The 22,076-nt window shown below is 67.7% G+C and carries 20 protein-coding genes; 13 read left to right on the forward strand and 7 right to left on the reverse strand.

From position 1 onward, the window contains the following. Positions 1-3 precede the first annotated feature (3 nt). The 3 genes from fdhD to EV283_RS09430 are packed head-to-tail and all read right to left on the reverse strand — an operon-like array spanning position 4 to position 3,595. The gene (gene fdhD / locus EV283_RS09420) at positions 4-798 is read right to left on the reverse strand and encodes a formate dehydrogenase accessory sulfurtransferase FdhD (RefSeq protein WP_130324686.1); all 795 of its coding nucleotides are present in this window, start codon (positions 796-798) and stop codon (positions 4-6) included. Next, positions 795-1,283 carry an NTP transferase domain-containing protein gene (locus EV283_RS09425; protein WP_130324688.1) on the reverse strand — a complete coding sequence of 163 codons (489 nt, stop codon included), beginning with the start codon at positions 1,281-1,283 and terminating at the stop codon, positions 795-797. Before EV283_RS09425 ends, fdhD begins: the two co-directional genes overlap by 4 nt. Before the next feature lie 23 nt (positions 1,284-1,306). Beyond that, entirely contained in the window at positions 1,307-3,595 is a 2,289-nt protein-coding gene (locus EV283_RS09430) for an FdhF/YdeP family oxidoreductase (RefSeq protein ID WP_130324690.1), read from the reverse strand. Positions 3,596-3,721: 126 nt separating this feature from the next. On the opposite strand from EV283_RS09430, the gene trxB reads away from it, so the two are divergent. After that, positions 3,722-4,690, forward strand: a complete 969-nt coding sequence (trxB, locus tag EV283_RS09435) for a thioredoxin-disulfide reductase (protein WP_130324692.1) — start codon at positions 3,722-3,724, stop codon at positions 4,688-4,690. A 59-nt stretch (positions 4,691-4,749) separates the two neighbouring features. Here trxB and EV283_RS09440 read toward each other — a convergent pair whose 3' ends face one another. From EV283_RS09440 to EV283_RS09450, 3 genes are read right to left on the reverse strand one after another with little or no spacing between them, the layout of a single operon-like run. Then, positions 4,750-5,556, reverse strand: coding sequence for a hydrolase 1, exosortase A system-associated (locus EV283_RS09440; RefSeq protein WP_130324694.1), 807 nt, complete (start codon positions 5,554-5,556; stop codon positions 4,750-4,752). Further along, positions 5,553-6,209, reverse strand: coding sequence for a hypothetical protein (locus EV283_RS09445; protein WP_130324696.1), 657 nt, complete (start codon positions 6,207-6,209; stop codon positions 5,553-5,555). The genes EV283_RS09440 and EV283_RS09445 overlap by 4 nt, the downstream gene beginning before the upstream one ends. 11 nt (positions 6,210-6,220) lie before the next feature. Continuing rightward, a complete protein-coding gene (locus EV283_RS09450; protein WP_107957435.1) occupies positions 6,221-6,499 on the reverse strand; it encodes an acyl carrier protein in 279 nt (92 codons plus the stop codon). A 94-nt stretch (positions 6,500-6,593) separates the two neighbouring features. On the opposite strand from EV283_RS09450, the gene EV283_RS09455 reads away from it, so the two are divergent. The 12 genes from EV283_RS09455 to EV283_RS09510 all read left to right on the forward strand — a co-directional run bounded on the left by EV283_RS09455 (position 6,594) and on the right by EV283_RS09510 (position 21,836). Beyond that, the gene (locus tag EV283_RS09455) at positions 6,594-8,120 is read left to right on the forward strand and encodes an acyl-CoA ligase (AMP-forming), exosortase A system-associated (RefSeq protein ID WP_207223069.1); all 1,527 of its coding nucleotides are present in this window, start codon (positions 6,594-6,596) and stop codon (positions 8,118-8,120) included. Beyond that, positions 8,117-9,343 carry a pyridoxal-dependent decarboxylase, exosortase A system-associated gene (locus tag EV283_RS09460; RefSeq protein ID WP_130324698.1) on the forward strand — a complete coding sequence of 409 codons (1,227 nt, stop codon included), beginning with the start codon at positions 8,117-8,119 and terminating at the stop codon, positions 9,341-9,343. Before EV283_RS09455 ends, EV283_RS09460 begins: the two co-directional genes overlap by 4 nt. 159 nt (positions 9,344-9,502) lie before the next feature. After that, positions 9,503-10,147 carry an XrtA/PEP-CTERM system exopolysaccharide export protein gene (locus EV283_RS09465; protein WP_130324700.1) on the forward strand — a complete coding sequence of 215 codons (645 nt, stop codon included), beginning with the start codon at positions 9,503-9,505 and terminating at the stop codon, positions 10,145-10,147. A gap of 10 nt (positions 10,148-10,157) precedes the next feature. After that, the gene (locus EV283_RS09470) at positions 10,158-11,681 is read left to right on the forward strand and encodes an XrtA system polysaccharide chain length determinant (RefSeq protein WP_130324702.1); all 1,524 of its coding nucleotides are present in this window, start codon (positions 10,158-10,160) and stop codon (positions 11,679-11,681) included. A gap of 5 nt (positions 11,682-11,686) precedes the next feature. After that, complete coding sequence (locus tag EV283_RS09475; protein ID WP_130324704.1) at positions 11,687-12,679, forward strand: AAA family ATPase; 993 nt, start codon at positions 11,687-11,689, stop codon at positions 12,677-12,679. Next, positions 12,676-14,310 (forward strand): hypothetical protein, encoded by a 1,635-nt coding sequence (locus tag EV283_RS09480; protein WP_130324706.1) that lies wholly within the window; start codon positions 12,676-12,678, stop codon positions 14,308-14,310. Before EV283_RS09475 ends, EV283_RS09480 begins: the two co-directional genes overlap by 4 nt. Positions 14,311-14,323: 13 nt before the next feature. Continuing rightward, positions 14,324-15,394 carry an AAA family ATPase gene (locus EV283_RS09485; RefSeq protein ID WP_130324708.1) on the forward strand — a complete coding sequence of 357 codons (1,071 nt, stop codon included), beginning with the start codon at positions 14,324-14,326 and terminating at the stop codon, positions 15,392-15,394. 34 nt (positions 15,395-15,428) lie between these two features. Continuing rightward, positions 15,429-16,256 (forward strand): XrtA system polysaccharide deacetylase, encoded by an 828-nt coding sequence (locus EV283_RS09490; protein WP_130324710.1) that lies wholly within the window; start codon positions 15,429-15,431, stop codon positions 16,254-16,256. Continuing rightward, positions 16,253-17,293, forward strand: coding sequence for a FemAB family XrtA/PEP-CTERM system-associated protein (locus EV283_RS09495; protein ID WP_130324712.1), 1,041 nt, complete (start codon positions 16,253-16,255; stop codon positions 17,291-17,293). The genes EV283_RS09490 and EV283_RS09495 overlap by 4 nt, the downstream gene beginning before the upstream one ends. Continuing rightward, entirely contained in the window at positions 17,290-18,477 is a 1,188-nt protein-coding gene (locus EV283_RS09500) for a TIGR03087 family PEP-CTERM/XrtA system glycosyltransferase (protein ID WP_130324714.1), read from the forward strand. The genes EV283_RS09495 and EV283_RS09500 overlap by 4 nt, the downstream gene beginning before the upstream one ends. Then, positions 18,474-19,949: an exosortase A gene (gene xrtA / locus EV283_RS09505; protein WP_130324716.1), complete on the forward strand. Its 1,476-nt coding sequence runs from the start codon at positions 18,474-18,476 to the stop codon at positions 19,947-19,949. The genes EV283_RS09500 and xrtA overlap by 4 nt, the downstream gene beginning before the upstream one ends. After that, positions 19,950-21,836 (forward strand): XrtA/PEP-CTERM system amidotransferase, encoded by a 1,887-nt coding sequence (locus EV283_RS09510; protein WP_130324718.1) that lies wholly within the window; start codon positions 19,950-19,952, stop codon positions 21,834-21,836. It abuts the gene before it with no gap. On the opposite strand, the gene EV283_RS09515 is transcribed toward EV283_RS09510, so the two are convergent. After that, a complete protein-coding gene (locus tag EV283_RS09515; protein ID WP_056417909.1) occupies positions 21,829-22,026 on the reverse strand; it encodes a hypothetical protein in 198 nt (65 codons plus the stop codon). The genes EV283_RS09510 and EV283_RS09515 overlap by 8 nt on opposite strands. Positions 22,027-22,076: the final 50 nt, after the last annotated feature.

Genomic DNA, 22,076 nt, shown 5'->3' on the forward strand with positions numbered 1-22,076 from the left:
GTTTCAGTTGCTGAAGACGGCCCATGGGTCGTTGACGACCAGGATCGCATCGCTCCGCGCGAGCGCGAGCAGCGTCAGTCCGTGTGCGCGCGCGTGATCGATCGCCAGGCTGGTCGGCGCAGAGATCCCCACCAGCATCGGCGCGCGCGCGATCAGCGCCTTGTCGACCATCTCGAAGCTGATTCGCGACGTCACCAGGATGAACCCGTCGACCGGCTGCCGCGCGATCGCCAGACCGCCGACCAGCTTGTCGAGCGCGTTGTGGCGGCCGACATCCTCAAAGGCTGCGGTAATTCGCCCGCTGCGATCGCACGCAGCGGCGGCGTGGATAGCCCCGGTGGCGCTGTTGAGGGGCTGGTGCGCGCGCAAACCGCCGAGCGCGGCAAACAGCGCCTCGACCGGCGTGTCGGGCCTTGGCGGGGTGCTGGGGACCGGTTTGCGAAGCTGTTCGAGCCCAGAGATGCCGCACAGCCCGCAACTGGTGTCGCTGGTCCGGTGGCGGACTCGGTCGTGGATCCGCCCCTTGCACCGATCGGACAGCCCGACCCGGACGATCCAGCCTGCCTCCGCCTCGAAGATGTCGATGTCGCGCACGTCGTCGGCGCTGTCGGCGAGCCGCTCGGTCAGCAGGAAGCCGGTGGTGAATTCGGCGAGGTCTGCCGGGGTCATCATCATGACCGCATAGCCGAGCCCGTCAATCTCGATCGCGACCGGGACCTCGACCGCGATCGCACGTTCGCCCGCGGTGATCGAGTCAGGCCGCAGGATCTTGATCGCTTGCGTGCGCGAGATGCTCATAGGGTATTGAGGTCCTGCGGTGTATTGACGTTCGGGATGGGCGCCCCCGCCGGAATAGGAATAGCACCGACGGCTTCCGCCCACCCCCGCACCGAGCGGCGTGGCACGGTCTCGATATGGGTCAGCAGGTGCCCGAGCAACCGTGTCTCCCAATGCCCGAGCACCGGCGCATCCGGGCAATAGGACGACGCTCTGCGCGCCAACGTTGCGAGCAACCCCTCGGGTAGCCGGGGCATGTCGCACGCGATCGTCAGCACCGAGGTGAAGCCCAGCCTGGCGCCCTGGTCGAGCGCGCCGGCAATGCCGCCTAAAGGTCCGACCCCCGGACCTGGCAGGTCGGGGATCGCCCCGTCGCGCCCGGCGATCACCGCGCGCTCGACATGCGGGGACAGCAGTATGCGCGCGTGCTCGGCGAGCGCGCGCCCGTCCAGCACAGCCTGCGCCTTGTCGGAGCCGAAGCGCGACGACTGCCCGCCGGCGAGCACGACGCCGAGGATGCGCCGGTCGGTCAGCGCGTCTTCTCGATCCGCACCGGCACCGACTTGCCCGCCGGAACATGGCTTTCGCGCGCGTGATGCGCGACCGGCATGAGCAGGTTACACTCGGGGTAATAGGCCCCCAGGCAGCCCTCGGGGATCGAATATTCGACCACGCGGAGCTTGTTCAGGCGACGATCCGAATTGCCGCCGGCGTCGCCGACCAGATCGACGTCGTCACCATCGGTGATGCCCATGCGGATCATGTCGCTGCGGTTCATGAACACGATGTCGCGCGTGCCCTTCACGCCGCGGAACCGGTCGTGATAGCCATAGACGGTCGTGTTGAACTGGTCGTTCGAGCGCAGCGTCATCAGGCGGAAGCGGCCTTCGGCTTCCTCGAATCCCGTGACGTTCAACGCCTGCGGGATGTTGATCTCCGCCTTGCCGCTCTCCGTCTTCCACTCGCGATGCGCCGCCGGCACGCCCTTCCAGAAGCCGCCGGGCGTGAACATCTGCGCGTTGAAGTCCTTGAACAGATCCGGATACGTCACCTCGATCGCATCGCGAACGCGCGCATAGTCGCGCACCCAGGCATCCCAATCGAGTTTCGGATTGGGCGCGAGCGTCGCCTTGGCGATCCCGGCGACGATCGCCGGCTCGGACAGCAAAGTCTCGGCAGCAGGCGTCGCCTTGCCCTTCGAGCCATAGATCTGGCTGAACGAATCCTCGATCGACACGCTCTGCGGGCCGGTGCCCTGCATGTCGGTCTCGATCCGGCCGAGGCAGGGGAGCAGGTACGACGTCTTGCCGGGCAGCAGGTGCGAGCGGTTGAGCTTGGTCGCGATGTGGACGGTCAGGTCGAGCCCGCGCCATTTCGGCTCCATCCGCGCATGATCGGGGATCGCGCGCACGAAATTACCGCCAAGACCGATGAACGCCTGCGCGGTGCCGTCCAGGACCGCCTCGCACGCCTCGACCGTGTCCCAGCCCTTTTCGCGCGGCGGCTCGAAGCCATATTGCTCGGCCAGCAGGTCGAGCGGGGCGAGTTCGGGCTTCTCGGTAATCCCGACGGTGCGCTGGCCCTGCACGTTCGAATGCCCGCGGACCGGGCCCATGCCCGCGCCTGGCTTGCCGATGTTGCCGCGCAGCAGCATCAGGTTGACGACCATGTGGACGTTGTCGATCCCGCCGACATGCTGCGTCAGCCCCATGCCGTAGACCGCAATCACCGCCTTCGACTTGGCATAGACCTTCGCCGCCGCCTCGATCTCGGTGCGCGCCAGCCCGCTCTCATGCTCAATCGTCGCCCAATCGGTGCCGCGTGCGACATCGGCGAACGCCTCGAACCCGGTCGTGTGCTCGGCGAGAAACGCGTGGTCGAGCACGGGTAGGCCGTTGATCCGCTTCGCATTGTCGTCGGCTTCGATCAGGTATTTGCACATCCCCATGATCGCGCCGACGTCGCCGCCGGTCTTCAGCTGGTGATATTGCGAGGCGATCGGGGTCGACTTGCCCGTCACCATCTCGATCGGGTTCTGCGGATCCTGGAATTTCTCCAGCCCGCGCTCCTTGAGCGGGTTGAATACGACGATCTCGGCGCCGCGCTTCGCGCAGTCGCGCAACGGGTGCAGGAAGCGCGGGCTGTTCACGCCGGGGTTCTGCCCGAAATAGAAGATCGCGTCGCACTTCTCATAGTCCGACAGGTGGATCGTCCCCACCGCCGAACCGATCGCCGACTTCAGCCCGACCGACGTGGTCTCGTGGCACATGTTCGAGCTGTCGGGCAGGTTCTGGCTGCCGTACATCCGCGCGAGCAGGCTATACATGTACGACGTCTCGAGGCTGGCGCGGCCCGAGGCGTAGAAGATGACCTTGGTCGGATCATAGGTCTTCAGCTTGGCGCCGATCCCGGCGAACGCCTCGTCCCAGCTGCACGCGGCATATTTGTCCGTCGCCGCATCATATTTCAGCGGGTGCGTGAGGCGTCCGGCCTGTTCGAGATCGTAATCCTTCCAGCCGATCAGCTCGCTGACGGTGTGCTGTTCGAAAAAGGCGGGCGTCACGCGGAACGAGGTCAGCTCCCACGCAGTCGCCTTGGCGCCATTCTCGCAGAACTCGGCAACATGCGGATGTGCGGGTTTGCCCCAGGCGCAGCTGACGCACGCAAAGCCGTCGGGCTTGTTCTGGCGGGCGAGTTCGCGGACGACCTCGGGCCCGACCTTCTCGCGCGCGGATATCTCCACGAGCGACTTCATCGATCCCCAGCCGCCTGCTGGTGCCGTGTAGTTCTCGATCTCTACGGTCCGGTCGTCGCTCATGCTCATCTCCGCTTTTGGTACACGAACGAAGCGGCAAAGCTTTCGATGCAAGGCCAACAGATTTACCGACGGTTCAAATCCCGATGCCGATCGCCTAGATGGGGTTGGAATCTCCAAGGAATCACGATGACTACGCACACGACCCGCATGCTTATCCTCGGCTCGGGCCCGGCCGGCCTCTCCGCCGCGATCTATGGCGCGCGGGCCGGGATGGCGCCGATCGTCGTGCAGGGCATCCAGCCCGGCGGCCAGCTGACCACGACGACCGACGTCGAAAACTACCCCGGCTTCAAGGACGTCATCCAGGGCCCGTGGCTGATGGAGCAGATGCAGGCGCAGGCCGAGCATGTCGGCACGCGGATGATGTGGGACACGATCGTGAAGCTCGACCTCACCAGCCGCCCGTTCCGCCTGATCGGCGACAGCGGCGACGTGTATGAGGGCGACACGCTGGTGATCGCGACGGGTGCGCAGGCCAAGTGGCTCGGGATCGACAGCGAGGAGCCGATGAAGGGCAAGGGCGTCAGCGCCTGCGCGACCTGTGACGGCTTCTTCTACCGCGGCAAGAAGGTCGCGGTGATCGGCGGCGGCAACACCGCGGTCGAGGAGGCGCTCTACCTCACGAACCATTCGCCCGACGTGACGCTGATCCACCGCCGCGATTCGCTGCGCTCGGAGAAGATCCTCCAGGAGCGGCTGTTCGCGCACAAGGGCGTGACGGTGCTGTGGAACAAGGAAGTCCGCGAATTCGTCGACGGCGGCGGCAATGCCGGGCTGGTCGCGCTCGAGCTCGAGGACACGGTGACGGGCGAGCGCTCGCGCCTCGCGGTCGATGGCGGCTTCGTCGCGATCGGCCATCATCCGGCGACCGAGCTGTTCCGCGGCCACCTCGAACTCGATTCGGATGGCTATATTGCGGTCGAGACTGGTTCCACGCGTACGAACGTCGAGGGCGTGTTCGCCTGCGGCGACGTCGCGGACAAGGTGTACCGCCAGGCGGTGACTGCCGCGGGGACGGGCTGCATGGCCGCGCTCGACGCCGAGCGCTTCCTGGCTGCGGCCGAGTTCGCCGAGATGGCGGAGGCCGCGGAATAACTCTGACCTTCTTCGTCATCCTGACGAAAGTCAGGATCCAGGGTTCCAAGCGATAGCGCTCACCGCTCTGGATCCTGACCTTCGTCAGGATGACGGAAAGCAACTGCGGTGGCGATCGCAGCGTACAGTGCCGCTGCGTTCTCCGCCCCCGCAAAGCTGTGGGACGCCGTGGCGAGCCGCGTCACGCTTGCCCCGCCGCGATACGCAGCGGCAAACCCGATCGCGGTCGCGTCCCCGCTCGCAAGGACGATCACGACATCGTCGCGCCAGTCATCCAACGCGCTGAGCACTTGCGTCGCAAGCGGCGCCTGTGTCTCGGTCTTCGCAGCAACGACCCGTCTCAAACCCTTGAAAAGCTTAGTCAGGCTGACCTGCCCTGAGACGGCCCGCCGCCACGTTGCAGGATCGCGCAACCGTTCGGCATAGCGCGCGCGGATCGCCGCGGCGGGGGGCAGGTCGTCGACCGGCTCGATCACCCAGGGATTGGCGAGAATGATCCGATCGATCCCCGCCGACCGCCCGAACAGCGCAAGCGTGCTGGCCGCATCGCAGTTGCCGAAGCCGACGACGCGCGTGAGATGCGGTGCCGCGCTCCGAAACGCGGCGGCGGCCGCGACCAGATCGGGCTCGGCGCTGAGAAATCCGCTGTTATCACCCGACGAATCGCCGACGCCGCGCCGGTCGTAACGAAATACCGGCGTGCCCGTAGCGGCAAGCCTCTGGGCGAGATCCGCCATCCCACGATGCGCGCCGCTACGGATCTCGTTGCCGCCGGATACGATGAGCAGCCCCGTCGCCCCGTCCGCCTCGTCCAGCGTGGCGCCAAGCGTCTCGCCCTCGCACGCGACCGAGATGAACCGCCTCACCCTGCGATCCAGTGCGCGATATCGGCAGCAAGCTTCTGGGCAAGCTCGATATTGTTGTCCGGTTCGGACCGGCGCCAGAGCGGCGCGCCGGGATAGGTCGCATCCGCCGCCCGCGGGTCGGTGTCGAGGCGTACGATTCGGCATCGTCCGTCGCCCCGCGGCACGGCCTCTCGCAACGCGGTGAGCTGCTCGAAGGACAGGCGATTGCCCGCATAGTCGCTTTCGGGTTTGCCGGCCGCGGCTCGTGCGCGTTCGAGGTCGCGGACAAGCTCCTCGCCGGATTGCGGTGACAGGTGCCAGCGCGCGGCCAGCGTCGCGTCGCCCTCAAGCAAAGCGCCGCTTCTTATCGAAAGCGCATAGGTATCAGCTCCAAGCACCTGTGCCAGCGCGACATAAGCCCGGCGCTGGTCGGCGAGCGTCGCGTCGGCCGTAGCGACGAGACTTTCACCGGTGCCGGGAAAGTCCGGAAGGACGCTGCCGATCCCATGCCCAGCAAGCGCGCGCAGGATCGTGCAGACGAATTGTCGCGTCCGGTTCGCTTCCTCGAACAGCGGCAGCGCGGCGAGGACGATCGGGCCGGTCTCGGGGCCGAACCGCAGCATCGCCTCGCGGCCACCCGCCCAGTCATAGTGATCGAAGCGGATACCGGTCATCCCGGCAGAGGCTAGACCAGCGCCTTGCCCGCGGCAAACGTCACCAGCGCGCCGAACGTCTCAAGCATCTCGCCGTCGATCTCGTCGTCCTCGATCAGGATGCCGAGCCGGTCCTCGAGTTCGGTCAGCACGCTCGCCACCGCCATCGAATCGAGCTCGGGCAGTGCGCCGAACAGCGGCGTATCGGCAGTGAACGCGGCGACGCGGTCGGCGCTCAGGCCGAGGATATCGGCGAGGACGGCGCGTACCGTCGTTTCGACTTGGGAAGTACCTTCGAAGATCACGAGCATCGCCTGAACCGTTACGAACCGGGCCCCGCTAGCGTGTGGGGCCGAATTCGGCAACGGCTTCGCGCCATGCGGGCTTGCCGCTATGAGGGCGGTCATGATCGTGCTCGACCCCGTTCCATACCCCATCGACCATATCGCGCGGCGCGGCGCGGCGCAGGACGTCGCGCTGATCGACAAGGCGGGGTCGATGACGTTCGCCGAGCTCGAGGCGGGCGTCGCCCGGTTGGCGGGATGGCTCGCGGGGCAGGGACTCTCGGCAGGGGACCGCGTCGCGACGTGGTTGCCCAAGACCCGCGCCGCCTGCTTGATGCCGCTGGCGGCGGCGCGCGCGGGGCTGGTGCATGTCCCGGTCAATCCGCTGCTCCGGCGTGCGCAGGTCGCGCATATTCTCGGCGATAGCGGCGCCCGGCTGCTGGTGACGCAGCCCGTGCGCGCCGGGACTCTGGACGATGGCGACGTGCCCGATGGCTGCGCGATCGCGGACGAGGCTGAAGCTCTCGCCTGGAACGGCTCAGGGATGGAGCCGTCGGACGCGGATCCCGATGGTCTGGCGGCGATCCTCTACACGTCCGGCTCCACGGGGCGGCCGAAGGGCGTGATGCTCAGCCATGCCAATCTGTGGCTCGGTGCGATTTCGGTCGCGCACTATCTGAAGCTCGTGCCCGCCGACCGCGTGCTCGGCGTGCTGCCCCTGTCGTTCGACTATGGCCAGAACCAGCTGTTTTCGACCTGGGCGGCGGGCGCCTCGGTCGCGCCGCTCGACTATCTGGTCGCGCGCGACTTGGTGAAGGCGGTCGAGCGCTTCGGAGCGACGACGCTGGCGGGGGTGCCACCGCTCTGGGTGCAGCTGCTCGAAGCGGAGTGGCCGACAGAGACCGCCGCGAAGTTGCAACGGCTGACCAATTCGGGCGGCGCGCTGATGCCGCAGCTGGTGCGGGGCTTACGCGCGCGCTTCCCGGCGGCGGACGTCTACGCAATGTACGGGCTGACCGAGGCGTTCCGGTCGACCTATCTCGACCCGGCGCTGATCGATACGCATCCCGATGCGATGGGGCGGGCGATCCCGTTTGCAGAAGTCTCCGTCGTGAAGCCCGATGGCACGCGCGCCGCGGCCGGCGAGGCGGGCGAGCTCGTGCACGCAGGGCCGCTGGTGGCGCAAGGCTATTGGCAGGATGCGGAACGGACGGCGCAGCGGTTCCGGCCGGCGCCGGACGGGCGCGGCATCGCGGTGTGGTCGGGCGATACCGTGACCGAGGGGGCGGACGGCCTGCTCCGGTTCGTCGGACGCGACGACGAAATGATCAAGAGCGCGGGGAACCGGATCAGCCCGCTCGAGGTCGAGGAGGCGGTACTGGCCGGCGGCGAGGCGCGCGAAGCGGTCGCGGTCGGCGTGGCGGACGCGCGGCTCGGGCAGGCGATCGTCGTCATGGCAGCAGGCGATGCCGGCGGCGAGGCGGCGATACGCGCGCGACTGCGGACGACGTTGCCGAGCTTCATGCAGCCCGGCCATTATCTGTGGCGCGAGGAATTGCCGCGCAATGCCAATGGGAAACTCGACAGGTCTGCCATCGCGATGGAGGTGCGACACTGGTCGCTGGGCAATGAGGAGCACGTGCGATGAAACCGATGGGCGCTCTTCCACCGGAGTTCGCAGGCCAGTCGGGATCGCTGTCGATCGCCGGGCAGTCGGCCGACGACTGGGCACGGCAGGCGGGCGATACGCCGCTGTTCGTCTACGACATGGCGATCGTCGCCGCCCGCATCGCGCGGTTCCGGGCCGCGATGCCGGCGATAGATCTGCATTATGCGATCAAGGCCAATCCGCATGCCGATCTGCTCGCAGCGATCGCGCCGCTCGTCGATGGGCTCGATGTCGCCTCGTCGGGCGAGCTCGCCCACGCGCTGACCGTGAAGCCCGCCGCCGCGATCAGCTTTGCCGGCCCAGGCAAGCGCGACGACGAACTTGCCGCCGCGATCACCGCGGGTGCTACGCTCAACGTCGAATCGGAAGGCGAGGCGGCGCGTGCGTTCGCGATCGGCGATCGGCTCGGCATTACACCGCGGATGGCGGTGCGCGTGAACCCCGACATCGAACTGCGCGGATCGGGCATGCGGATGGGCGGACGCGCGTCGCCGTTCGGCGTCGATGCGGTGGGTGCCGCGGCGCTCGTGACGGCGATCGTCGGCGCCGGGGCGGACTGGCGGGGCTTTCATATCTATGCCGGCAGCCAGGCGCTCGATCCCGGCGCGATCATCGAGACGCAGGCCGCAACGCTCGCGCTCGCCGCGCGGCTGGCCGACGAAGCAGGCGTGGCGCCACCGCTCGTCAATTTGGGCGGCGGGTTCGGCGTGCCCTATTTCGCCGGCGACGTGGCGCTCGACGTCGAGCGGGTCGGCGACGCGCTGGCCGAGGCGATCGAGGCGCGCGCGGCCATTCTCGGCGAGACGAGGTTCGCGATCGAGCTCGGCCGTTGGCTGGTTGCCGAGGCCGGCGTCTATCTCACGCGCATCGTCGACGTGAAGCAGAGCCAGGGCGAAACCTTCGTCGTCGTCGATGGCGGCCTCAACCACCAGCTCGCCGCCAGCGGCAATTTCGGCACCGTGGTGCGTCGCAACTATCCGATCGCGGTCGCGGCGCGCATGGGTCATGAAACCACGATAACCGCCTCCGTGGTCGGTCCGCTCTGCACCCCGCTGGACCGGCTGGGCGACAAGGTCGCGCTGCCCGCGGCCGACGTCGGCGATCTTGTCGCGATCTTCATGGCGGGAGCTTATGGGGCAAGCGCCAGTCCGTATGCGTTTCTCGGGCATCCACCCGCGATCGAGATCGTTACTCAATCATAGCCTGTCGTCGACTGTCCCATTCTGGGGCCGGTACCGGCCGGGGGCATGGTTACGGGGCGCTCCTAACGCTATCTTCACCTGTTCCCGGCATAGCCGAGGCTGAGTTTAGCCGACCGTCGGGCAATCGACGGACGGTGTGGCGCCAGGAGAAAAGTGCCCATGCGTTCCGGACCCGTTGCGAAATCCCTGCTGACCCTCGGCCTTGTTGGTGCCACCGTGTCCGCGTGCACCAGCACCGGCGGACGCCCCGAACTGCCGCCTGCCGCCTATGTCGCGAACCAGGAATTGCCGGGCGAGGAATATGTGATCGGCCCGCTCGATCAGCTCAATATCTTCGTCTGGCGCAATCCCGAACTGTCGTCGAAGGTCCAGGTGCGCCCCGACGGCCGGATCACCACGCCGCTGATCAACGACATGCCCGCGGTCGGAAAGACCCCGGCGATGCTCAGCGACGACATCAAGAAGGCGCTGGGGGCCTATATCAAGGACCCGATCGTCTCGGTGATCGTCGAGAATTTCAGCGGCACCTACAGCCAGCAGGTCCGCATCGTCGGCGCGACCGAAAAGCCCGCATCGATCCCGTACCGCGCCAACATGACCCTGCTCGACGCGATGATCGCGGTCGGCGGGCTCAGCCAATATGCGGCGGGCAACAAGGCGCGGCTGGTCCGCTACGACCGGGCCACCGGGAAGCAGACCGAGTTCGCGCTGCAGATCGGCAACCTGCTCAAAAAGGGCGATTCGTCCGCCAATGTCCGGCTCGAACCCGGTGATGTGATCATCATCCCCGAATCGATGTTCTGAGGCACGCGCGATGAACGGGATCTACGACGAGGTGCGAATCGCGCTCCATGCGATCTGGACGCGGCGCTGGCTGGCGCTGGCGGTGGCGTGGGGCGTCTGCGTGCTCGGCTGGCTGGTCGTGTCGCAGATCCCGAGCCGCTACGAATCGACGGCGCGCGTGTTCGTCCAGATGCAGACGATCCTGCCCGCGGGTATGGACGGCGTGCCGCAGAGCACGCCGATGACCGTCGACACGATCCGCACCACGCTGATCTCGGCGGTGAACCTCGAAAAGGTGGTGCGCGGCACCGACCTGGCGGCGACCATCTCCAGCGATCGCGACGTCGCCGACCGGGTCGCAAGCCTGGCGCCCAACATCAAGATCGCGTCGCAGCAGGACAATGTCTTCCAGATCACGACGAGCGCCTCCAGCCCCAAGCTCTCGCGTCAGATCACGCAGAAGCTGATCGACCTGTTCGTCGAGCAGAATCTTGCCGGCGACCGGTCCAAGACGACGCAGAGCCTGACGTTCCTCGATCAGCAGCTCGCAGCCCGGCAGAAGCAGCTGGCGGATGCCGAGGCCAAGCGCGCCGATTTCCAGAACCGCTATCTTGGCAGCCTCCCGGGGACGGGTTCGGTCAGCGACCGGATCAGCGCGGCGCGGTCGCAGATGTCGCAGGTCGACGGTGATCTCGCCGCCGCGCAGTCGAGCCTGTCCGCGGTGCAGGGGCAGATGGCCGGCACGCCGGCGACCGTCGCGGGGGCAGGGGGTGTCGCCGGCGCGATCGGCCCGGCGCGCGCGCGGCTCCAGGCGATCCAGGGGCAGCTCGCCGATGCGCGGGCGCGGGGCTATACCGAAAACCACCCCGATGTCGTCGCGCTCAAGAGCCAGCTGGCGGCCGCGACCGCAGCGGCGCGTAGCGAGCCCCTGTCGGGCGGCAGTAGCGGCAGCAGCGCGCAGAACCCGCTTTATGCCTCGCTCCAGTCGATGGTCGCGGATCGCACCGCGACGGTGGCGTCGCTGCGCATGCGACGCAGCCAGTTGCAGGGCGATCTCGACCTGCTCAACTCGAAGCTGACGGGCGATCCCGAGGTCGCGGCCGAGCAGGGCTCGATCGATCGCGATTACCAGGTGCTCAAGGATCAGTATGACGCGCTGCTGAAACAGCGCGAGCAGACCGCGATCGTCGGCCAGGCGCAGTCGCAGAGCGATCACGTCAAGTTCAGCGTGATCGATCCGCCGACGATGCCGAGCAAGCCCAGCGCGCCCAACCGGATGCTGCTGCTCACGGGCGTTTTGGTCGCCGGGCTCGCGGCAGGGATCGGCGCGGCGTTCGCGATGGGCCAGTTGCGCGCGACGTTCGCGACCAGCAGCCGGCTCGAGAAGGTCGCGGGCATGCCGGTCATCGGCTCGATCGGCGAAGTCGTTACCCGCATGCAATCGAACCATCGCCGCCGTAAGTTCAAGATGTTCCTGGGCGGCACCGCCGCGCTGGGTGCCGCCTATGTGTTGCTGCTGGGGGTAGAGATCCTCCAGCGCGGCCTGGCGGCCTGAAGGGTATGACCGTGACGAAACCAGATCGCGAACCCTCGCTGCTCGAACGTGCGGCCAAGGTGTACGACTTCTCCGCCCATGCCCGCGCGCGAAGTGATGCTTTGCCGCCGGTCGTCGATACGCCGGTCGCCGCGCCGGCGCCCGCCGCGGCACCAGCACCTGATTTCACCGACGCGACCTTCCTTGCGATCCCCGAGGAACTGCGCGCGCCGATCGGCGACGAGTTCGGCGACGAGGTCTATTATCCCGAGGACCCGGACGACACCGCACGGATCGATCGCGGTATGCTCGCCGCCAACGGCATGATCGTGCCCGGCGCACCGGTCGGTCCGCTCGCGGAGGAGTTTCGCCTGATCAAGCGGCAGCTGCTGATCGCCAGCGCGCGGATCGCCGAGAGCGAAAGTGCGGACAAGGCGCGGATGATCCTGGTGTGCTCGGCCCGTCCGGAGGATGGCAAGACGTTCTGCGCGATCAACCTGGCGCTCTCGATCGCGGCCGAGCGCGATACCGAGGTCCTGCTCGTCGATGCCGATGTCGCAAAGCCCGATATCGTCAAGCAGCTGGGCCTGATCGACGGCCCAGGCCTGCTCGACGCGCTGAGCGATTCGCGGATCGACGTCGAGGATCTCGTCATCGCGACCGACGTGCCGCATCTGTCGATCCTCCCCGCGGGCACGAAGACCGCGATGGATACCGAACTCCTTGCCAGCGCACGGACCCGGGCGGTCATCGCGCGGCTGCTCGCCGCCAACCCGCGCCGGATCATCATCATCGATTCGCCGCCTGCACTGGCCGCATCCGCCGCGTCGGTGCTGGCGATGCGGGTCGGCCAGGTGATGCTCGTCGTCCGCGCCGATCGCACGCCCGAGAGCGAATTGCGCGCCGCGGTCAACATTCTCGACGGATGCGAGCATATCCAGCTCGTCCTCAACGCCGTCGCGTACGTCCAGGGCGGCGCGCGCTTTGGCAGCTATTACGGTCAGGACAGCGCCCAATGATCCGCCACGCCTCTCGCAGCCTCGCATGCGTTGGCGGTGCGGCGACGCTCGTCGCGCTCGCCTTGCCGGCCGCGGCGCAGGACGCGCCCCGAGTCACCATCAGGCCCTATATCGAGGCCAGCCAGATCCTCGACGCCGATCTTAGCGGCGGCGACACGCTGACCTATACCAGCCTCGCGGCTGGCGTCGACGCGGCGATCGCGACGCCGCGCGTGGCAGGGCAGGTCAGCTATCGCTACGAACGCCGCTTCGCCTGGAACGACGATGTCGGCGACAGCGATATCCATTCGGGGCTGGCACGCGTCGACGCCAAGCTCAACCGCAACCTGACGATCGAGGCGGGCGGCATCGCCACGCGCACCCGGTCGGATATCCGCGGCGCGGCGCCCGGCCTGCTCGTTGGCAATGTCGACAACGTCTCGCAGCTTTATGCGGTCTATGCGGGCCCCAGTTTCACCGGCGTCGCCGGCCCCGTCACGTTCAACGCCAATTACCGGCTCGGCTATACCAAGGTGGAGACGCCGACCTTCGCCGATACAAGCATCGGCGGGCAGCGGCTTGATTATTACGACGATTCGATCGGCCACACCGCGACTGCCAGCGCGACGGTCGCCCCCGGCATGATCGCGCCGTTCGGCGTCACGCTGAGCGGTGCCTATGACCGCGAGACCGCCAGCCAGCTGAAACAGCGCTACGAAGGCTATTACGGCCGCGGCGACGTGCTCCAGCCGATCTCCCCCTACGTCGCGCTGTCCGCGGGCGTCGGCTATGAGAAGATCGAGACCAGCCAGAAGGACGCGCTGGTCGACGCGACCGGTGCGCCAGTCCTCGACGAGGACGGCCGGTTCGTCACCAACGCCGCATCGCCGCGCCGGATCGCCTACCGCACCGACGGCATCTATTACGACGCGGGCGTCGTCTGGCGTCCCAATCGCCGCACCTCGGTCGAGGGGCATATCGGCAAGCGCTATGGCTCGCTGAGCTATACCGGCACCGCGACCTATCAGGCGTCGCAGTCCGTCGGGCTCGCGGTCAACGTCTATGACGGCGTCCAGACGTTCGGCCGCCAGCTCCGCACCGGGCTCTCCAACCTCCCGACCAGCTTCGTCTCGGGCCAGCAACAGGGCTTTGGCCAGCAGTTCAACGGGTGCGTGTTCGGCTCCAGCGGCGCGCAGCCGGGCGCATGCCTCAACGACGTGTTCCAGTCGATCTCGACGTCGAGCTATCGCGCGCGCGGGATCGATGGCGTGCTGATCGCGACTCGCGGGCGCTCGACCTGGGGCGCGGGCATCGGCTATGCCAGCCGCAAGCTCTATTCGCCGCGGCTCGCGCCGGGCCTCGTCGTCAGCGGCCTCGACGATCAGAGCTATTACGGGCAACTTTTCTACGCACGTTCGTTGACCCCGGTGTCGGGCATCAACACCGATCTGTTCGTGAATTACTATGACAGCGGCGTCGAGGATATCACGGGCGACACCAGCGTTTGGTCCTATGGCGGGACCGGAACCTATTATCGTAATTTCGGACGGCTCGGCACGACCGCGTCGCTCGGACTTTACAGCTTCAAGGTCGGTGATCTCGATAGCGACTGGTCGGCGCAGGCGCTGATCGGTGCGCGGTACCAGTTCTGAAGGCGAGCAGCTTATGTACGACGAACATTATGGACTGACGGGGCGCCCATTCCAGCTGACCCCCGATCCCAAATTCTGGTTCGAAACCGGCACGCACCGCAAGGCGATGGCGTATCTCGGCTATGGCCTTGCGCAGGGCGAGGGCTTCATCGTCATCACCGGCGATATCGGCGCGGGCAAGACGACATTGGTCGGTCACCTGATGGACACGATCGATCACCAGCAGCTCAACGCGATCAAGCTGGTATCGACCGCGATCGAGGCGGACGACCTGCTGCGCATCGTCGCGACCGAGCTTCAGGTGGATCCGTCGGCGCTGACCAAGGCCGAACTGCTGACCGCGATCGAGCGCGGGCTGCACGCGGTCGCGCGCACCGGCAAGCGCACCTTGCTGATCGTCGACGAGGCGCAGGCCTTGCCCGTGTCCGCGCTCGAAGAACTGCGGATGCTGTCGAACTTCCAGGCGGGCGGCCATGCGCTGCTGCAGATCGTCCTGCTCGGCCAGCCTGAGTTCCGCGATCGGCTGCACGGCTCCGACCGGCTCGAACAGCTCCGTCAGCGTGTGATCGCGATCCACCATCTCGATCCGATGGAGGAGCATGAGGTGTCCGACTATCTCGCGCACCGCCTGACGGTGGTCGGCTGGACCGGCAACCCCGACTTCTCCGACGATGCGTTCGCGGCCTTCTATGCCGCCTCGGCAGGCGTCCCGCGCCGCCTGAACCTGCTCGCCGGGCGCGTGATGCTCTACGCCGCGATCGAGGATCTGCGCGTCATCGACGCCGCCGTCGTCCGGTCGGTACAGCGCGATCTCGAAGGCGATCTGCCGACGCTCGCCACCGATACGGGGAAGGGCGCCGCTACGCCCGCGGCATCGATCGCGCAGCCTGCGCCCGTCGCCGAAGCACCCCGCACCGATCCGGCGATCGAGGATCGTATCGCCGCGCTCGAGGCGCGGTTGGAGGTGCAGGACAAGGCGCTGCGCCGCGTCCTGACCCTGCTGGTCGACTGGGTTGAGAGCGATACCGACAAGCCCGACTATACGCCGGTCCGCGGTGTCGCTGCCTGGCATGATGCCGCGTAGGATGGCGGGCGTAAAAGCGCCTGTCCTCAACGGCATGTCTGTCGATGTTGAGGACTGGTTTCAGGTCGGCGCCTTCGAAAAGGTCATCGACAAGGCGGACTGGGACTCGCTGATGCCGCGAGTCGAGGCGAACACCGACGCGGTGCTCGCGTTGTTCGCCGAGCGCGATACCAAGGCGACGTTCTTCACGCTCGGCTGGGTCGCGCACCGCTACCCTGCGTTGATCCGCCGGATCGTCGATGCGGGGCATGAGATTGCGAGCCACGGCTGGGATCACCAGCGCGTGTTCACGATGACTCCGGACGTCTTTCGCGCCGACCTGATCCGCGCGCGGGCCGCGATCGAGGATGCGGCGGGCACGGCGGTGACGGGCTATCGCGCGCCGAGCTTCTCGATCGATCAGCGGACGCCCTGGGCGCATGTCGAACTCGCGGACGCGGGCTATGCCTATTCGTCGAGCGTCGCGCCGGTGAAGCATGATCATTATGGCTGGCTCGACGCACCCCGTTATGGCTTCAAGCCGCTCGCCGACAGCGCGCTGATCGAGGTGCCCGTGACGGTCGCCAAGTTCGGCGAGCGCAAGCTTGCGACCGGCGGCGGCTTCTTCCGCCTGTTGCCCGCCGCGATCACCGATTTCGCGGTGCGTCAGGTCAACCGCGAAGATCGCCCGGCGATGTTCTACTTCCACCCGTGGGAGATCGACCCGTCGCAGCCGCGCGTCGATGCCGCACCGATGCGTTCGAAGATCCGCCATTATTCACGGCTTGGCGCGATGGCCGGCAAGCTGCGTGGGTTGCTCGGCCGTCATGCCTGGGGCCGCGTCGACGCGGTCGTCGCGCGCGAAGCGGCCCGGCTGGCGTGACCGCACCGATGCCCGTCGGCGTGCGCGAGGTAGACCTTCGCGATCCGGCCGAGTGCGCGCGGATCGCGGCCTTCGTCGCGGTGACCGAAGGCGCCACGCCATTTCATCTGCCGCAATGGAGCCGCGCGGTGCAGGAGGGGTGTGGCCAGCGCGCGCACTATCTGCTGTCCGAGGATGCCGGCGGTGCGATTATCGGCGTGCTGCCGTTGACCGAGATGCGTTCGCTGCTGTTCGGGCGGGCGCTGGTGTCGACCGGATTCGGCGTCGATGGCGGCGTGCTGGGGGCATCGATCGAACCGCTCGCGGCGGGGGCGTGGAACCTGGCGCTGCGATTAGGCTGCCCATCGGTCGAACTGCGCGGCGGCGCGGCGCCTGACGGCTGGGCCAGCGACGACACCAGCTATCTCGGATTCGCGCGCGATCTCGCGGTGGACGAGGCGGCGGAACTGCTCGCAATCCCGCGCAAACAGCGCGCCGAGGTCCGCCGTTCGCTCGGGCTCGATCTTGAGATCGTGACCGGCAACGACCGTGTGCTACTCGCCGAGCATTATCGGATCTACGCGGAATCGGTTCGCAACCTCGGTACGCCGGTCTTTCCCGCGAACCTTTTCCGATGTGTTGCGAGCACGATGGACGCCGATGTTCTCACCGTTCGGCATCACGGCGTCGCAGTCGCCAGCGTGCTAAGCCTGTATTTCAACGGCACCGTCTATCCCTATTGGGGCGGCGGGACCGATGCGGCGCGCGCGCTGCGCGCCAATGACCGTATGTATTTCGCGCTGATGGCGCACGCGCGCGCAAAAGGATGCACGCGGTTCGATTTCGGGCGCTCGAAGACCGATACGGGCGCGGCGGCGTTCAAGAAGAACTGGGGCTTCACGCCAGAGCCGCGGCTCTATGCGAAGCGCAGCGACGGTCCCGCGCGCGAGGTGAACCCGCTCAATCCCAAATACGCGCTGATGGTGCGGACATGGAAGCGGTTGCCGCTCTGGGCCGCCACCGCAGCCGGGCCGTGGATCTCCCGAGGCCTGGGGTGAGCCTGCTCTTTCTCGCGCACCGGATCCCTTTCCCACCCGATCGCGGCGACAAGATCCGCGGCTTCCACATCCTCCAATATCTGGCGAAGCGTACCCCCGTTCATCTGGTGGCCTTTGCCGACGATGCGGCGGACCTCGATCCGCCGGCGGCGTTCACGGACATGCTGGCAAGCTGCACGATCCTGCCCCGCAGCAAATCGCAGAAGCGGGCGGCCGTGGAGGCGTTGGCGAGCGGCAAGCCGGTATCGCTGACCGCCTTCGCCAGCCCGGCGATGCAGCGCGCGGTCGACCGCGGCGTGCCGCAGGTTTCGGGCATCTACTGTTTCTCGGGCCAGATGGCGCAGTATCTCCCCGCTGACGGTCCGCCCGTCGTCATGGACTTTGTCGACATGGATTCGGCCAAGTTCGCAGGGTTTGCAGACGACGCGCGCGGCCCGATGCGCTGGATGATGTGCCGCGAAGCCCGGCTGCTGGGCACGTTCGAGCGTGAGATCGCGGCGCGCGTGTCCGCCAGCCTGTTCGTCAGCGAGGCCGAAGCCGCACTCTTCCGGGATGGCGGCGCGAACGGGCGGATACTTGCGGTCGAGAACGGTATCGATTCAGCGACGTTCGACCCGGCTGCGGCCTTTGCCGACCTAGCGGGCGGCAAAGCGGCAGGCGACGGCAAGACCCCGCTGATCGTGTTCACCGGCCAGATGGATTACCGGCCCAATATCGACGCCGTCACTTGGTTCGCGCGCGACATCCTGCCGCTCGTCCGCCAGCGCCGCGCCGCGCAGTTCGCGATCGTCGGCCGCGCGCCCCCGCCCTCCGTCCAGGCGCTGGCCAGCGATCATGTCATCGTCACCGGGGCCGTCGACGACGTCCGCGGCTGGGTGGCCGCGGCGGACGTCTGCGTCGCCCCGTTGAAGCTCGCGCGCGGCATCCAGAACAAGGTGCTCGAGGCGATGGCGATGGCGCGTCCGGTGGTCGGCTCGACTGCGGCGGCCGAAGGGATCGACCACGCCGACACGATCCGCGTCGCCGGCTCGACACAGGCCTTCGCCGACCAGGTCCTCGCGCTGCTCGAGGCGCCGCAGACAGCCACGCGTCTCGGCAACGCGGCGCGGGCGCAGGTGATCGCGCGCTATGGCTGGGACGCCCGCCTTGCCCCGCTGGATGCGCTGCTCGGTCTGACGGTATGAGCGCGTGGCGCCGTCACGGCATCGCGCTGGCGCTTGTGTCTGCGCTGATCCTGCTGACCTTCCGCAGCGACGTCGGCGATCTGGCGCACATCTGGTGGAACAGCACGACCTTCGGACATTGCCTGTTCATCGGCCCGGTCGTCGCCTGGCTCGTCTGGCAACGTCGCGGCGAGCTGGCCCAGCTGACACCGACCGGTTGGTGGCCCGGCCTCGCGCTCGTCGCGATCGGCGGGTTCGGCTGGCTGATGGGGGACGCCGCCTCGGTCGGCTTTGCGCGACAGTTCGGGCTGGTGATCATGCTGCAGGGCGCGGTCGTCACGATCCTCGGCCCCAACGTCGCTCGCGGGCTGCTGTTTCCGCTGGCCTATGCGGTGTTCCTCGTCCCGTTCGGCGAAGGCCTCGAACCGCCGTTGCAGGCCATTACGGTCAGGATCGTCATGCCGCTGCTCCACCTCGTCGGCGTGCCCGCGGTGGTCGACGGCGTCCTCATCCATGCGGGCCGCTATTATTTCGAGGTCGCGGAGGCGTGTTCGGGCGCCAAGTTCGTCATCGCAATGGTCGCGTTCGGCGTGCTCGTCGCCAATCTCTGCTTCGTGTCGTGGAAACGCCGTGCGGTCTTCCTGGTGGTCTCGGTCGTCGTGCCGGTCATCGCCAACGGCGTCCGCGCGTTCGGGACGATCTGGGCGGCGGACCTGACCTCGGTCGAGGCGGCCACCGGGTTCGACCACATAGTCTATGGCTGGGTGTTCTTCGCGCTCGTCATGGCGGGCGTGCTGGCGATCGGCTGGCGCTGGTTCGACCGGGCGCCCGACGATCCCGCATTCGATCCCGCCCGGCTCCAGCCGATCCCGCGCCACCGGACCGACCTGCTGGTCGCAACTGCGCTCGTCCTCGCGACGGTCGCGCTGTTCCCGGCCTGGAGCGCGGCGGTCGCAGGCCGGGCGCAGCCGCTGCCCGCGCATATCGACCTGCCCGACATCCCCGGCTGGCGCCGCGTTCCGGTCAGCACCGCCGCACCTTGGATGCCCTATTATCCGGGCGCCGACCATTATCTGTTCGGCCGCTATGCCGACGCCTCGGGTGCGACCGTCGACATCGGCGTTGCGGTGTTCGGCAGCCAGTGCGAGGGCAGGGAACTGATCGCCTACGGCACCGGCGTCCTGCGGCAGGAGGATCGCTGGGTCCGCGTCGCCGATCTGCCGGCCATCGCTGGTGGCTCGGCAATGCGGATCACCGCGCCGGGGCCCGTAGAGCGGATCGTCGCAACGTGGTACCGGGTCGGCGACGTGACCACGCAGGACGAGACGCTGGTGAAGATCGAGACGATGAAGGCGCGGTTGCTCGGCGGCCCGCAACGCGCGGTGGCGATCCACCTCTCGGTAGAGGGCGCCGATCCGCGTCCGATCACGCGCTTCCTCGCCGCGCTGGGGCCCATCGACGCGGTGGCCGATCGCGCTGCGGGGATGCGCTAGATGTGCGGCATCGCCGGGATCTTCCATCCAGGCACGCCCAAGCCGGTCGAGCCCAACCGCATCCTCGCGATGATCGCCGCGCAGGCGCATCGCGGCCCCGACGGCGACGGCATCTGGACCGCGCCCGGCGTCGGCCTGGGGCATCGCCGCCTGTCGATCATCGACCTCGAAGGCTCGCCGCAGCCGATGTCGGACGGGTCGCTGACGATCACCTATAATGGCGAGGTCTATAACTTCGCCGAACTGCGCGACGCGCTGATCGCCAAGGGCGCGATCTTCCGGACGACGGGCGATACCGAGGTGCTGCTCCACGCGTGGCGCGCCTGGGGCCCGTCGATGCTCGACCGGTTGAACGGCATGTTCGCATTCGCGATCCACGATTCGGCCGCGCACACGCTGTTCCTCGCACGCGACCGGCTTGGCGTGAAACCGCTGCACTATGTCGAGCTGGCGGACGGCTCGCTCGCCTTCGCCTCCGAGCTCAAGGGCCTGCTCGCGCATCCGCAATTGCGGCGCGTCCCCGATCTCCACGCGGTCGAGGATTATCTGGCGCTCGGCTACGTGCCCGATGACGCCTGCATCGTCGCGGGCGTGAAGAAACTCGCCGCGGGCCATTTCCTGCTGGTCGAGCGCGGTCGGCCGGTGCCGCAGCCGCGCCGATGGTGGGACATCGATTTCTCCAACCGTTCGACCGGCTCTGCCAAGGCGCTGGGCGAGGAACTCGTCGATCGGATGCGCGCGGGCGTGCGGTCGCGGATGGTCGCCGATGTGCCGCTCGGCGCGTTCCTGTCGGGCGGGGTCGACAGCTCGGCGGTCGTCGCGCTGATGGCAGAGGCGAGTCCCAAGGCGGTCCGCACCTGCACGATCGGGTTCGACGAGGCCGGCCATGACGAGCGCGGCTTTGCCACCACGGTCGCCCGCCGTTTCGCCACCGATCACCGAGAGCGCGTCGTCGCGTCAGGCGACGTCTCGCTGATCGACACGCTCGTCGCGAGCTTCGACGAACCCTTCGCGGACGCGTCCGCACTCGCAACCTATCAGGTCTGCGCGCTCGCCCGCGAAAGCGTCACCGTCGCGCTGTCGGGCGATGGTGCGGACGAGGCGCTCGCCGGCTACCGCCGCTACAAGTTCCAGTCCGCCGAAGAACGCATTCGCAGCCTGCTCCCCGCGCATCTGCGCGCGGACGTCTTCGGGACGCTCGGCCGCTGGTACCCCAAGGCCGACTGGGCGCCGCGCCCGCTCCGCGCACGCTCGACATTGCTCGCGCTCGCCCGCGACGGTGGCGAGGCCTATGCCCGCTCGGTCGGCGTCACCGCGCCCGAGCTCCGCACGCAGCTCTTCACGCCAAGCGCGCGCGCTGCGCTCGGCGGCTATGCTGCGGAGGATCGTTATGTCGCGACGATGGCGAACGCGCCTGCGCGCGATGCGATCGACCGCGCGCAATATGCCGACATCAAGCACTGGCTGCCCGGCGACATCCTGACCAAGGTCGATCGCACCAGCATGGCGGTCGGGCTCGAAGCGCGCGAACCGTTGCTCGACCACCGCCTGATCGAGTTCTGCGCCACGCTGCCGGCAAACATGCGGCTGCGCCACGGCGAGGGCAAATGGCTGATGAAGAAGGCGATGGAGCCGTATCTACCGCGCGAGATCCTCTATCGCCAGAAGATGGGCTTCGTCACGCCGATCAGCGCCTGGTTCCGCGAGGCGCTGGCCGGCGAGGCGATCGCGCTCGCCAAGTCGCGGACGCTCGGCGAGATTGGCTGGTTCGACATGGCGACGATCGCACGGATCGCGGACGAGCACCGGATGGGCAGGGCCGAGCACGGCCGGACTCTGTGGCAGTTCGTGATGCTGGAGCGATCGATGCGGCGGATGTTCAGTTAGGACGAAGCGGCGTCTTGGCGTCGATCTGCGCACGCGCGATCAACTCGTCGAGCGCGGCTTCGTCGAGCCGCCCCGCCGTCCGCAGCGCGGCTTCGGGAGTCATCGCGATGACGGTGCCGTTAGGCCCGTCAATGATCACCTCGCCGTTTTCGTGGAAGACGTCGCGGGGTTCGGCATGCGGACGGGTCATCGCGCTCTCCTGAGTTGCAGGTTAAACGTTACGGCACTGATATTAGGTCC

The sequence above is a fragment of the Sphingomonas sp. BK036 genome (assembly GCF_004216825.1).
Taxonomy (GTDB): domain Bacteria; phylum Pseudomonadota; class Alphaproteobacteria; order Sphingomonadales; family Sphingomonadaceae; genus Sphingomonas.